This is a genomic window from Ectopseudomonas oleovorans (genome assembly GCF_029845265.1).
Classification (GTDB): domain Bacteria; phylum Pseudomonadota; class Gammaproteobacteria; order Pseudomonadales; family Pseudomonadaceae; genus Aquipseudomonas; species Aquipseudomonas oleovorans.
Genome location: NZ_JAOCLK010000002.1, coordinates 108,266 through 121,381 on the forward strand (window position 1 = coordinate 108,266; position 13,116 = coordinate 121,381).

The 13,116-nt window shown below is 63.3% G+C and carries 12 protein-coding genes; 9 read left to right on the forward strand and 3 right to left on the reverse strand.

Going from position 1 to position 13,116, the window contains the following annotated elements; all coding sequences use genetic code 11:
* The first annotated feature begins 54 nt into the window (after nt 1-54).
* A complete protein-coding gene (locus N5J71_RS01965; protein ID WP_279916200.1) occupies nt 55-909 on the forward strand; it encodes a pirin family protein in 855 nt (284 codons plus the stop codon).
* 266 nt (nt 910-1,175) lie between these two features.
* On the opposite strand, the gene N5J71_RS01970 is transcribed toward N5J71_RS01965, so the two are convergent.
* Nucleotides 1,176-2,372, reverse strand: coding sequence for a patatin-like phospholipase family protein (locus N5J71_RS01970; protein ID WP_279916201.1), 1,197 nt, complete (start codon nt 2,370-2,372; stop codon nt 1,176-1,178).
* A 179-nt stretch (nt 2,373-2,551) separates the two neighbouring features.
* Nucleotides 2,552-3,484 carry a lipid A biosynthesis lauroyl acyltransferase gene (locus N5J71_RS01975; RefSeq protein WP_279916202.1) on the reverse strand — a complete coding sequence of 311 codons (933 nt, stop codon included), beginning with the start codon at nt 3,482-3,484 and terminating at the stop codon, nt 2,552-2,554.
* Between the two features lie 227 nt (nt 3,485-3,711).
* Here N5J71_RS01975 and minC point away from each other — a divergent pair, with 227 nt between their 5' ends.
* The 6 genes from minC to lpcA all read left to right on the forward strand — a co-directional run bounded on the left by minC (nt 3,712) and on the right by lpcA (nt 8,601).
* On the forward strand, nt 3,712-4,443 hold the full coding sequence (gene minC / locus N5J71_RS01980; protein WP_004423412.1) for a septum site-determining protein MinC: 732 nt from the start codon (nt 3,712-3,714) through the stop codon (nt 4,441-4,443).
* Nucleotides 4,444-4,543: 100 nt separating this feature from the next.
* The gene (gene minD, locus N5J71_RS01985; protein ID WP_004423409.1) at nt 4,544-5,359 is read left to right on the forward strand and encodes a septum site-determining protein MinD; all 816 of its coding nucleotides are present in this window, start codon (nt 4,544-4,546) and stop codon (nt 5,357-5,359) included.
* Nucleotides 5,356-5,610, forward strand: a complete 255-nt coding sequence (gene minE, locus N5J71_RS01990; RefSeq protein ID WP_004423407.1) for a cell division topological specificity factor MinE — start codon at nt 5,356-5,358, stop codon at nt 5,608-5,610. Before minD ends, minE begins: the two co-directional genes overlap by 4 nt.
* 149 nt (nt 5,611-5,759) lie before the next feature.
* The gene (locus N5J71_RS01995) at nt 5,760-6,395 is read left to right on the forward strand and encodes an RluA family pseudouridine synthase (RefSeq protein WP_004423405.1); all 636 of its coding nucleotides are present in this window, start codon (nt 5,760-5,762) and stop codon (nt 6,393-6,395) included.
* A 176-nt stretch (nt 6,396-6,571) separates the two neighbouring features.
* The gene (locus N5J71_RS02000; RefSeq protein WP_279916203.1) at nt 6,572-7,861 is read left to right on the forward strand and encodes a M18 family aminopeptidase; all 1,290 of its coding nucleotides are present in this window, start codon (nt 6,572-6,574) and stop codon (nt 7,859-7,861) included.
* A gap of 152 nt (nt 7,862-8,013) precedes the next feature.
* Nucleotides 8,014-8,601: a D-sedoheptulose 7-phosphate isomerase gene (lpcA, locus tag N5J71_RS02005; protein WP_108234836.1), complete on the forward strand. Its 588-nt coding sequence runs from the start codon at nt 8,014-8,016 to the stop codon at nt 8,599-8,601.
* Between the two features lie 275 nt (nt 8,602-8,876).
* On the opposite strand, the gene N5J71_RS02010 is transcribed toward lpcA, so the two are convergent.
* Nucleotides 8,877-9,626, reverse strand: coding sequence for a helix-turn-helix transcriptional regulator (locus N5J71_RS02010; protein ID WP_004423396.1), 750 nt, complete (start codon nt 9,624-9,626; stop codon nt 8,877-8,879).
* 245 nt (nt 9,627-9,871) lie between these two features.
* Here N5J71_RS02010 and N5J71_RS02015 point away from each other — a divergent pair, with 245 nt between their 5' ends.
* Together N5J71_RS02015 and lon are read left to right on the forward strand one after the other, a co-directional pair.
* Nucleotides 9,872-10,576, forward strand: coding sequence for a hypothetical protein (locus N5J71_RS02015; RefSeq protein ID WP_074860267.1), 705 nt, complete (start codon nt 9,872-9,874; stop codon nt 10,574-10,576).
* A 61-nt stretch (nt 10,577-10,637) separates the two neighbouring features.
* Complete coding sequence (lon, locus tag N5J71_RS02020) at nt 10,638-13,034, forward strand: endopeptidase La (protein WP_074860269.1); 2,397 nt, start codon at nt 10,638-10,640, stop codon at nt 13,032-13,034.
* Nucleotides 13,035-13,116 lie beyond the last annotated feature (82 nt).

The window sequence follows — 13,116 nt, forward strand, 5'->3', positions numbered from 1 at the left end:
TATCGATTCGATACGACTAGCATGGCGCCATTCCTACCTCCCAAGGAGCTCGCCATGACTTCGCCACGCCGCGTCATCAGCATCCAGCCTGGCCAACCCGCCTCGGACGGCGCGGGGGTGCGCCTCAACCGCGTGATCGGTGGGCCGGGCCTGGAGCGCTTCGATCCCTTCCTGATGCTCGACGAGTTTTCCACCGACAACCCCGACGACTACATCGCCGGTTTCCCGCCGCACCCGCATCGCGGTTTCGAGACCATCACCTACATGCTCGAAGGGCGCATGCGCCATGAGGATCACCTGGGCAACGTCGGCCTGCTCGGCAGTGGCGGCGTGCAATGGATGACCGCCGCGCGCGGCATCATCCACAGCGAAATGCCCGAGCAGGAGTCCGGTGCCATGCGCGGCTTCCAGCTCTGGCTCAACCTGCCGGCCAAGGACAAACTGGGCCAGGCGGGTTATCGCGACATCCCGGCCAGCGAGATCCCGCGCATCAACACGGCATCCGGCGTCGAGGTGGTGGTGATCGCCGGCGAGTTCGACGATGGCGAAATCCGCCAGGCCGGCGCCGTGCAGCGTCCGTATACCGAGCCGCAACTGTTCGACCTGCATCTGCCGGCCGGCAGCCAGGTGGCACCACGTCTGGCCGACGGGCAGCGGGTCATGCTCTACGTCTACCAGGGTTTGCTCGAATTACCCGAGGCCGGCGCACAACCGATCAGCGCCGGGCGCCTGGTACGCCTGTCTGACGCGGGCGCACTGCAGCTGGCCAGCGCTCATGGCGCACGGGTGCTGCTGATCGCCGGCACACCACTGAACGAGCCCATCGTCCAGTACGGACCGTTCGTGATGAACAGCCGTGAGGAAATCGAGCAGGCTCTGCGTGACTTTCGCGATGGTGTGCTGGCCTGATGCCGAAGGCGCCAAGTCGACATCGATAACTCGGCACTCCAGCCCCAGGCACGTAGCCTAGTGCCAGTCCGTTAAGCGGAAAGGGGGCGTTTGTAGGAGCCGGCTTGCTGGCGATCCGCCCCTTTGCTGATCATCCTCAAGCATCGCCGGCAAGCCTGCTCCTACAGTTCCGTAGTGTCACAGGCAACGCTTATCTGCTTCGCCCCAACACTACGAAAATGCCTGGGAAATCTTATCTGATCGGTATTGAGACACATAACCGGACTTTATCCGGCTATGTTTCCGGCGGGCTGCGCCACATCGACCAGCCCGAGAAAGCGACAGAGGTCGGCCTTGCGCGCCATCGCATCCTGATAACCCAACTCGATCAGTTCACTGCAATAGCCGGGCTCGAACAGCAGGTAGCTGAGCACCCCCGCTCCACCGGCTTTGGTTGCACCCGGACCACGCAGAAACAGGCGCAGCGCCCTGGGCAGCTCGCGCTGATGACGCGCGGCAATCTGATCCAGCGGCTGGCTCGGCGCGATCACCAGCACGTCCACCGGGTTCAAACCCAAGCCACGCGGACGCCGCTCCGGCGGCACCAGTGCGCTCATCTGGTTGAGCCGTTCGAGCTGCTCGATGTCCGTCTCCAGATTGTCGATAAAGGTGCTGTTGAGCATATGCCCGCCAATCTGCGCCAGACTCGGCGGGCGATTGGCCGGGGGGACCGGCACAGCGGCCGAGGCATTGCTCTGCGCGTTGCCACTCACACCAATCACCAGTACGCGGCTGGCACCCAGGTGCAAGGCGGGGCTGATCGGCGCCGCCTGACGCACCGCGCCGTCGCCGAAGTATTCGCGGTTGATCTTCACCGGCGGAAATATCAGCGGGATCGACGCACTGGCCAGCAAGTGTTCGAGGCGCAGCCGCGTCGGCACCCCGACACGACGGTGGCGAAACCAGGGGTCGATGGTTGCGCGGCCCTGATAGAAGGTCATCGCCTGACCGCTTTCATAGCCGAAGGCCGTCACCGCCACGGCCCGCAACTGTCGATGACGCACGGCAGCCGCGATACCGGAGAGGTCCAGCTCGCGCTCCAGCAACTCGCGCAATGGCGAACTGTCGAGCAAGGCCACCGGAACATCGCGGCCCAGGCCAAGCAGGCTGTGACCGACGAAACGCGCCGCCTGGCGCAGCACGCCCGGCCAGTCGCTGCGGTACACCATATGGGTGTGAAAGCCCTGCCAGACAGAGGTCAGGCGCCGCACGGCTTCGCCGAACTGCAACGCGCCGCAGGCCAGGCCAACGGCGTTGATCGCCCCGGCCGAAGTGCCGACTATCACCGGAAAGGGATTGTGCGAGGCATCCGGCAGCAGATCGGCAATGGCTGCCAGCACCCCGACCTGATAGGCCGCCCGCGCCCCGCCGCCGGAGAGGATCAGCCCGGTCACGGGCGCATCGGGGCGGGCAATCACGGTCATCGGGCGCTCCTGTTTTTCGTTGCAGTATAGATGCGCTAGCAGGCCGTTGAAAAACGTAGGCGAGGCAGGCAAGGCAAGGCAAAAACGGCCGAAAAAGCGCAGTTTACGCGTTGTAAATGAGCATTTTGAGGCCGTTTTTAACGCAGCATTGCCAACGCAGGTAGTTTTTCAACGGCCTGCTAGTTGCGCTTACCGTACAGCTTCGGCTCCCCCTCGGGGCGCGTCTTGAAACGCCGATGCGCCCACAGGTACTGCTCCGGGCAGGCGCTCACCACCTGTTCGATCCACTGGTTGATACGCAGGCAATCGGCCTCCTCGCTCTCGCCGGGAAAGCCTTCGAGCGGCGGATGGATCACCAGGCGATAACCGCTGCCATCGGCCAGGCGCCGCTGGGTGAAAGGCACCACGCGCGCCTTGCCCAGGCGGGCGAACTTGGTGGTGGCGGTAACCGTGGCCGCCTGAATACCGAACAGCGGCACGAAGATGCTCTGCTTGCGCCCGTAATCCTGGTCCGGCGCATACCAGATGGCGCGACCGGCACGCAGTACCTTGAGCATCGCGCGAATATCCTCGCGCTCGATGGCCGTGGCATCGAGGTTATGACGCTCGCGGCCACGGCGCTGGATGAAGTCGAACAACGGGTTGTCGTGCTCGCGGTACATGCCATCGATGGTGTGCAATTGGCCAAGCAGCGCGGCGCCGATTTCCAGGGTGGTGAAATGCACCGCCATGAGAATCACGCCCTGCCCCTCGGCCTGTGCCTGCTGCAGATGCTCGAGGCCTTCGACGTGCGCCAGGCGCGCCAGGCGCGCCTTGGGCCACCACCAGCTCATGGCCATCTCGAAGAAGGCGATGCCGGTGGAGGCGAAGTTTTCCCTGAGCAGACGCTCACGCTCGGCAGCGCTCTTGTCGGGGAAGCAAAGTTCCAGATTGCGCGCAGCGATCTGCCGGCGCGAGCTTGCCGTGCGGTACATCAGCCAGCCCAGTGCCCGCCCCAGTTTCAGTTGCAGGCCGTAAGGCAGTTGCACCACCAGCCACAGCAATCCGAAGCCCAGCCACAGCGGCCAGAAGCGCGGATGAAGAAAATAGGCGCGAAAGCGGGGGCGGTCCATGAGGCGTTTCCGATCACTTACAAAGCCGCGCATTCTAACCCAGTTTTCCCGGCCAGCTCGGCGACATCCATGCCACCTGAGACGTTCAGCACAGCGCAGCGACAGACATACACCACCAACCTGCGGCCCCGGCTCTGGCCTCGCTGACGCGCGCGGCTTGCGGCATGCGGGCTATCTCGTTATAAGTCCGGCATCTTTCGACTCGCCAGAAGGCCCATCGCACCACCATGAGCCAAGCCGACCTCCTCGCCCAAGACCCCGTATTCCAGCTCAAGGGCAGCATGCTCGCCATCACCGTGATGGAACTGGCGCACAACGATCTCGAACGCCTCGACGCGCAACTGACGGAAAAAGTCGCCCAGGCCCCGGCCTTCTTCAGCAACACGCCGCTGGTGCTGGCCCTGGACAAACTGCCGGAAGGCGAAGGTGAACTGGACCTGGCCCAACTGATGGCTTTGTGTCGCCGCCATGGCCTGCGCACCCTGGCCATCCGCGCCGTACGCGAAAGTGATGTGGCTGCCGCCGAAGCCATGGATCTGCCCGTGCTGCCGCCGTCCGGCGCGCGCGAGCGGCCTATCGACCCGGCGCCGCCGAAGAAGGTCGAGGTAAAACCCGCCGAGCCCGAGCACAAGCCCGCCCGGGTCGTCACCACACCAGTGCGCGGCGGCCAGCAGATCTATGCCCAGGGTGGCGACCTGATCGTCCTGGCAGCGGTCAGCGCCGGGGCGGAACTTCTCGCCGATGGCAACATCCATGTTTACGCGCCCATGCGTGGCCGCGCCCTGGCTGGCATCAAGGGCAACACCCAGGCACGGATTTTCTGTCAGCAAATGGGCGCCGAAATGCTGTCGATCGCCGGCCATTACAAGGTCGCCGAAGACCTGCGCCGTGACCCGCTGTGGGGCGATGCGGTACATGTCAGCCTGTCGGGTGACGTGTTGAACATCACCCGCCTTTAACGGATACTGCGGCCACTTTTTTACGGATACAAAAAGGCATCTGGAAGCCTCGATTGGCTGACGGATTCCCGCGTTTTATTCATTTTTAGGGTGAATCACCTTGGCCAAGATCCTCGTAGTCACTTCCGGCAAGGGTGGCGTCGGTAAAACCACCACCAGCGCCGCCATCGGTACCGGCCTCGCCCTGCGCGGCCACAAGACCGTCATCGTCGACTTCGACGTCGGCCTGCGTAACCTCGACCTGATCATGGGCTGCGAACGCCGCGTGGTGTACGACTTCGTCAACGTGGTCAACGGCGAAGCCACCCTCACTCAGGCCCTGATCAAGGACAAGCGTCTCGAGAACCTCTACGTGCTGGCCGCCAGCCAGACCCGTGACAAGGACGCACTGACCCTCGAAGGCGTCGAGAAAGTCATCAATGAGCTGTCGCAAAATTTCGAATATGTGGTCTGCGACTCGCCTGCTGGTATCGAGAAGGGTGCACACCTGGCGATGTATTTCGCCGACGAAGCCATCGTCGTGACCAACCCGGAAGTGTCCTCGGTACGTGACTCCGACCGCATGCTCGGCCTACTGGCGAGCAAATCGCGCCGCGCCGAGAAAGGCGAAGAGCCGATCAAGGAACACCTGCTGCTGACCCGCTACAACCCCGAGCGCGTCACCAAGGGCGAAATGCTCGGCGTCGAAGACGTCGAGGAAATCCTCGCCATCCGCCTGCTCGGCGTGATCCCCGAATCCCAGGCCGTACTCAAGGCATCCAACCAGGGCATCCCGGTCATCCTCGATGACCAAAGCGATGCCGGCCAGGCCTACAGCGACGCTGTTGATCGCCTGCTTGGCAAGGAAGTCGCGCACCGCTTCCTGGATGTGAAGAAGCAGGGGTTCCTGCAGCGCCTGTTTGGAGGTCGAGAATGAATATTTTTGACTTCTTGCGTTCGCGCAAGAAGGAAACCACCGCATCCATCGCCAAAGAGCGCCTGCAGATCATCGTTGCCCACGAACGTGGCCAGCGTACTCAGCCGGACTACCTGCCTGCCCTGCAGCAGGAGTTGGTGGAAGTGATCCGCAAGTACGTCAACATCGACTCTGACCAGGTACAGGTTGCACTGGAAAACCAGGGCAGCTGCTCGATTCTGGAGTTGAACATCACTCTGCCGGATCGTTAATCGAGTCCAGTTGCGCTCACGGCGGCTTCGGCCGCCGTGTTCGTTTGTAGCCATCGATAGCCCGTAGGAGCGAGCTCTGCTCGCGAATATCGGTGACCTGCATTTTTCGCGAGCAGAGCTCGCTCCTACCAGACCGTTGCGAACGCCCCATGCCGCTAAGCCAGATCGAAATTCTCCACCAGGACGCCGCCTTGTTGGTGATCAACAAGCCCACCCTGCTGCTGTCGGTGCCGGGCCGCGCCGATGACAACAAGGATTGCCTGGTCACCCGCCTGCAGGAAAACGGCTACCCCGAGGCGCGCATCGTCCATCGGCTGGACTGGGAAACCTCGGGCATCATCGTCCTGGCTCGCGACGCCGACAGCCACCGCGAGCTGTCGCGCCAGTTCCACGACCGTGAAACCGAGAAGGCCTACACCGCCCTGTGCTGGGGCCAGCCGCAGGCCGACAGCGGCAGCATCGACCTGCCGCTGCGCTACGACCCGCCGACCAAACCACGCCACGTGGTCGATCACGAACTGGGCAAACAGGCGCTGACCCACTGGCGCGTCATCGAGCGCTGCGGCGACTGGTGCCGGGTCGAGCTCACGCCCATCACCGGACGCTCGCACCAGTTGCGCGTGCATATGCTGTCCATCGGTCATCCGCTGCTGGGCGACCGTCTCTACGCTCACGAACAGGCCCTGGCCGCCCATGAGCGCCTGTGCCTGCACGCCAGCATGCTCGCCCTTACCCACCCGCAAACGGGTGAGCGCATGCGCTTCGAGTGCCCGGCGCCATTTTGATCGCCCGCAGTAGGGTGGATGACGCTTTTTCATCCACCTTTCTGACTGCCACAACCTGCGCCCAAGACCCCGCAAGCGCCAGCAGATAGCCTGCAACTATCGCCCCAAACGAATGCACGGCCGGCACAGCGCGATGCAAATTGGTTACACTCGCGCCATCGTTGCCCGGAGTCCCTATGCGCGAAGAACTGATCCAAGGCTTGCTCGATTTTCTCAACGCCTCGCCGACGCCTTTCCATGCCACCACCAGCCTGGCCATGCGCCTGGAAGCCGCGGGTTACCGCCATTTAGACGAACGCGCGCCCTGGCAGACCGAAGCCGGCGGCCGCTATTACGTGACCCGCAACGACTCCTCGATCATTGCCTTCAAGCTGGGCAAGCGCCCGGCCGTCGATGGCGGCATTCGCCTGGTCGGTGCCCATACCGACAGCCCCTGCCTGCGCGTCAAGCCGAATCCGGAACTACAGCGCCAGGGCTTCTTCCAGCTCGGCGTGGAAGTCTACGGCGGCGCCCTGCTCGCCCCCTGGTTCGACCGCGACCTGTCGCTGGCCGGCCGCGTGACCTACCGCCGCGACGGCAAGGTCGAAAGCCAACTGATCGACTTCTACCAGCCCATCGCCGTGATCCCCAGCCTGGCCATCCACCTCAACCGCGAGGCCAACCAGGGCTGGGCGATCAATCCGCAGAACGAGCTACCACCGATCCTGGCCCAACTGGCCAGCAGCGAAACCGCCGACTTCCGCGCCCTGCTCGCCGAACAGCTGGCCATGGAGCACGACTTCAACCCGGACGCAGTGCTGGACTATGAACTGAGCTTCTACGACACCCAGAGCGCCGCCATCGTCGGTCTCAACCAGGACTTCATCGCCAGCGCACGCCTGGACAATCTGCTGTCCTGCTACGCCGGCCTGCTGGCACTGATCGAGTCCGATGACGAGGAAACCTGCGTACTGGTCTGCACCGACCACGAAGAAGTCGGCTCCTGCTCCGCCTGTGGCGCCGACGGCCCGTTCCTCGAACAGGTGCTGCGCCGCGTACTGCCTGGCGGCGACGCCTTCGTGCGCACCATCCAGCGCTCGCTGCTGGTCTCGGCCGACAATGCCCACGGCGTACACCCGAACTATGCCGACAAGCACGACGGCAACCACGGGCCCAAGCTCAACGCCGGCCCGGTAATCAAGATCAACAGCAACCAGCGCTACGCCACCAACAGCGAGACTGCGGGTTTCTTCCGCCACCTGTGCCTGGAAAACGAAGTACCGGTGCAAAGCTTCGTGGTGCGCAGCGACATGGCCTGCGGCTCCACCATCGGCCCGATCACCGCCAGCCAGCTGGGCGTGCGCACGGTCGACATCGGTCTGCCCACCTTCGCCATGCACTCGATTCGCGAACTGGCCGGCAGCCACGACCTGGAGCACCTGGTGAAAGTGCTGACCGCCTTCTATTCCAGCCCTGAACTCCCCTGAGAACCTATTTAAAGTCTGCTGCGCTTCGGCCCTGCAGCGTTAAAAACTGGCTCGAAATGCTCATTTACAACTCGTAAACTCCGCTTTCTCGCCAGTTTTTGCCTTGCATGGCTCTAGCTCGCGAAACTTTAAGAGAGGTTCTAAGACCTACGATGATCGAACATATCCGCAACAGCCTGCAGGAAGCTCAGCGCGCGCTGGAGGCCTTCCTCGCCAACGAACAGACCCTGGGCAATATCCAGAAGGCCGCCGAGTTGCTAGTCGAGAGCTTCGAGCACAAGGGCAAGGCCTTTTCCTGCGGCAACGGCGGCTCGATGTGCGACGCCATGCACTTTGCCGAGGAGCTGACCGGGCGCTACCGCAAGAACCGTCCCGGCATCGCCGCCGTGTCGATCAGCGACCCCAGCCATATCAGCTGCGTGGCCAACGATTTCGGTTACGACTTCATCTTCTCGCGCTATATCGAGTCGCATGGCCGCGAAGGTGACGTACTGATCGCCATCAGCACCAGCGGCAAGAGCCCCAACGTGGTCAAGGCCGCCGAAGCCGCCAGGGCGCTGGGTGTGAAGGTGATCGCCCTGACCGGCAAGCCCGGCTCGCTGCTGGAAAGCCTGGCCGATGTGTGCATCTGCGCCCCGGGCGGCGACTTCGCCGACCGCACGCAGGAGCTACACATCAAGGTGCTGCACATCCTCATCGAGCTGATCGAGCGCAGGCTGAGCCCGCAGAATTACGCCTGAGAATGGGTAGAGTGGGCCGGGCGGCGATCCGCTTCAGCCCATCGTCGGCTTACATGAGGCGTGGGCTGACTGGTGGGCTGAAGCCCACCTTAATCGGCTGGGCGATCTTCGGCGTTGCGCCAATGCTGGGTTACGCCGCCGCTGATGTGGTGGCGTGTTCAACAAGGTGACAGGCGCCGCTCTCCTAAACTGCCAGCCCTGTAGGAGCGAGCTCTGCTCGCGAACAGCAGCAGCAAAAGCTTCGCGAGCAGAGCTCGCTCCCACAAAAGCGCGAGTCAGGCGGCGCGCAGGCGCTTCGGGGTCAGCCCCATGTAACGGCGCATGGCCGTGGTCAGGGCGCTCTGACTGGAGAAACCACATTCCTCAGCGATCCGCACCAGCGGCAGGTTGCTCTCGCGCAGCATGCGCGCGGCGCGGTCGAGGCGAGTCTGAAGCAGGTATTGGTGTGGCGTGAGGCCAACACTGTCCTTGAACTGGGCATGGAAGTGGCTGGGGCTCAGACACATTTCGTGCGCCAACTCGGCGACGCTGATACGCCGCGCCAGGTGCTCGCCGATATAATCGTCCAAGCGCTGCAGATCCAGCGCCCCTTGCGGCTGCCGGCGCTGTTCGCCAAACAGACGCAGATGCAGGGCTCGGAGCAATACGCCACCAAGAGAGCGTGCCAGAATCGAGTCGCTACCGTAGCGCTCAAGCTCTGCGCCGGCATAGCTCAGCAGGTGCTGGAAATCGACATCGAGGGCGGGATAACGCGGAGTTTCGAACAGACGGTGGAGCAACTCGAGGTCTTCGCTGGGGGTGTCCTGTTCGTCCAGGTCGAGAATCAGCATGCGGTTGTCGCCCATGCCGGCGAACTGGTGGGCGGCATCGCCCGGCACCAGGCAGGCGCGCATACGGCAGACTTCCCCACCGCGGCCGCCGACTTCGAATTCGGCGCGGCCGACCAGGGACATCACCAATTGGTGATGATCATGGGCATGTTCATGGGCCTGTTCATCCAGGCGGATCACACGGGCTTGTAGCATCGCAAAAGACTGGTGGCACGAAACAAGGGTTGCACTTTACTCCTTTCCCAGGGAAAACGCCGCAACCACCCACCAGCGAAACGGTTGCACCTAGAGCAACCAACGCACCAATTCGCAGCCCCGCACAACCTCAGGCCCTATTACCGTGCACCCGATCAATCCCGCTGAACCGCATTACACAGCCTCCGGCAAATGGCAGGAGAGTTGCTTCGCTCCTTTCGACCGTCCCTGACAAGCGAACCCCGATGAGCGATGCCGCCCTCATTTTTCTGACCCTGCTGGTCGTGCTGCTCACACTGAGCTACTGGCTCACCCACCGCGCGGAAAATCGCCAGTTGAAAGCCAGCAAACAGGCGGACACCGAGATCGTGCAGCGCTGCCTCGACCTGCTTCAGGCCCTGCAGAAACATCGTGGGCTGGGCGCGCAGCAGGATGCCGCGAGCGTCACGCTGCGCAATACCCAGGCGCAGCAGCTGGATCAGCTCTGGCTGAACTGGCCCGGCGCCAGCATGCAACTACCTCCCCTGCAGCACCACTGGCCGCAGTTGCGCCGCAAACCCGCTGACTTCGATGCCCACTGCCGACTGATCGAAACACTGCTGACGGTGATCGAACAACTCGAAGATCGCCTCTACCGTCAACATCACCCCAGAATTCGCGGGCTCGGCGAGGCCTGCCGCTCGCTCGAAGACCTCGCCAGGCTGCGCGGCCTGGCGGTACGCGCGGCCAATTACGAGCGCTGCCCGCCTGGGCTGCAGATGCAACTGCGCTTTCTATGCAAGCGCATGCTCGATCAGGAACAAGACTCGCATCTGCTCGCGCTGATCGAGCGCCTGCAGAGTGACCTGATCGAGTCGGCACAGATTCGCCTGGCGCCCGGTGAGTGCTTCGCCCTGCTCACCCCACTGATCGAGCAGCGCCTGCAAGGCATTCGCCTGATCCTCGACTGAAACGTTGAAAAAATCCTGCACTCGCCCCATCTAGCAACCAAAGTACACACAAAGGTGCTCCATGAACGATCAGGACAACACCCCCGAAGCTGTCGAAGTTCACGTCAAGGCCGATAGCACCGGCCTGGTACTGCCCGCGCAGCAGCTGCCGGACAAGCTCTACATCATCCCCATCCACAACCGCCCGTTCTTTCCGGCGCAGGTGCTGCCGGTCATAGTCAACCAGCAGCCCTGGGGCCGTACGCTGGCGCGCGTCAGCAATACCGAGCATAAATGCCTGGCGGTATTCTTCGTCGACACCCCGCCGGACGAACATGGCGAGTTCGACCTCGATAGCCTGCCAGAGCACGGCACGCTGGTGCGTGTACATCACGTCAGCGAGGAAGGCGGCAAACTGCAGTTCGTCGCCCAGGGACTGACCCGCGTGCGCATCCGTGGCTGGCTCAGCCGCCGCGGCCCGTATCTGGCCGAAGTTGAGTACCCACAGGCGCCCAACGACCCGCGTGACGAGGTCAAGGCCTACGGCATGGCGCTGATCAATGCGATCAAGGAACTGCTGCCGCTCAACCCGCTGTACAGCGAGGAGTTGAAGAACTACCTCAACCGCTTCAGCCCCAACGATCCATCGCCACTCACCGATTTCGCCGCCGCCCTGACCACCGCCTCCGGCCACGAGTTGCAGGAAGTGCTGGATACCGTGCCCGTGCTCAAGCGCATGGAGAAGGTGCTGCCGCTGCTGCGCAAGGAGGTCGAAGTCGGCCGCCTGCAGAAGGAGCTGTCGGCCGAGGTGAACAAACAGATCGGCGAGCGTCAGCGCGAATTCTTCCTCAAGGAGCAGCTCAAGCTGATCCAGCAGGAGCTGGGCATCAGCAAGGACGACAAGAGTGCCGATCGTGAGGAATTTCTCGCCCGCCTCGAAGGCAAGACCCTGCCCGCGCCTGCACGCAAGCGTATCGACGAGGAATTGAACAAGCTGTCAATCCTGGAAACCGGTTCGCCGGAATACGCCGTCACGCGCAATTACCTGGACTGGGCCACCGCCCTGCCCTGGGGCATTCACGGCCAGGACAAGCTCGACCTGGGCCGCGCGCGCAAGGTGCTGGACAAGCACCACGCCGGCATGGACGACATCAAGCAGCGCATCATCGAGTTCTTGGCCGTCGGCGCCTTCAAGGGTGAGATCGCCGGCTCCATCGTGCTGCTGGTCGGCCCGCCTGGCGTGGGCAAGACCAGCATCGGCAAGTCCATCGCCGAATCCCTCGGCCGGCCGTTCTATCGCTTCTCGGTGGGCGGCATGCGTGACGAAGCGGAGATCAAGGGCCATCGCCGCACCTACATCGGTGCCATGCCCGGCAAGCTGGTGCAGGCGCTGAAGGAAGCCGAGGTGATGAACCCGGTGATCATGCTCGACGAGATCGACAAGATGGGCATCAGCTACCAGGGCGACCCCGCCTCGGCGCTGCTGGAAACGCTGGACCCGGAGCAGAACGTCGAATTCCTCGACCACTATCTGGACCTGCGCCTGGACCTGTCCAAGGTGCTGTTCGTCTGCACCGCCAATACCCTCGATTCCATCCCCGGGCCGCTGCTCGACCGCATGGAGGTGATCCGCCTGTCCGGCTACATCACCGAGGAAAAGCTGGCCATCGCCAAGCGCCACTTGTGGCCCAAGCAGTTGGAGAAAGCCGGCGTGCCGAAGGCGCGCCTGTCCATCAGCGATGCGGCGCTGCGCGCGGTGATCGAAGGCTATGCCCGCGAGGCCGGCGTGCGCCAACTGGAGAAACAACTGGGCAAGCTGGTGCGCAAGGCGGTAGTCAAGCTGCTGGACGATCCCGAGGCAAAAATCCGTATCGGCGCCAAGGATCTCGAGGAAGCCCTCGGCATGCCGGTGTTCCGCAACGAGCGGGTGCTGGCCGGCACCGGGGTGATCACCGGCCTGGCCTGGACCAGCATGGGCGGTGCGACCCTGCCGATCGAGGCGACGCGTATCCACACGCTCAATCGCGGCTTCAAGCTCACCGGCCAGCTCGGCGAGGTGATGAAGGAGTCGGCGGAGATCGCCTACAGCTACGTCAGCTCGCACCTCAAGCAGTTCGGCGGCGACCCGACCTTCTTCGACCAGGCCTTCGTCCACCTGCACGTACCGGAAGGCGCCACGCCCAAGGACGGCCCCAGCGCCGGCATCACCATGGCCAGCGCCCTGCTCTCGCTGGCGCGCAACCAGGCGCCGAAAAAGGGCGTGGCCATGACCGGCGAGCTGACCCTGACCGGCCAGGTGCTGCCCATCGGCGGCGTGCGCGAGAAGGTGATCGCGGCGCGGCGGCAGAAGATCTTCGAGCTGATCCTGCCGGAGGCCAACCGCGGCAGTTACGAGGAGTTGCCGGACTACCTCAAGGAAGGCCTGACCGTGCACTTCGCCAAGCGTTATGGGGACGTGGCCAAGGTGCTGTTCGACTAAAGAGGCATATGTAGGAGCGAGCTCTGCTCGCGAAGCTTTTCAGGCTCACATACATTCGCGAGCAGAGCTCGCCCCTACAGCA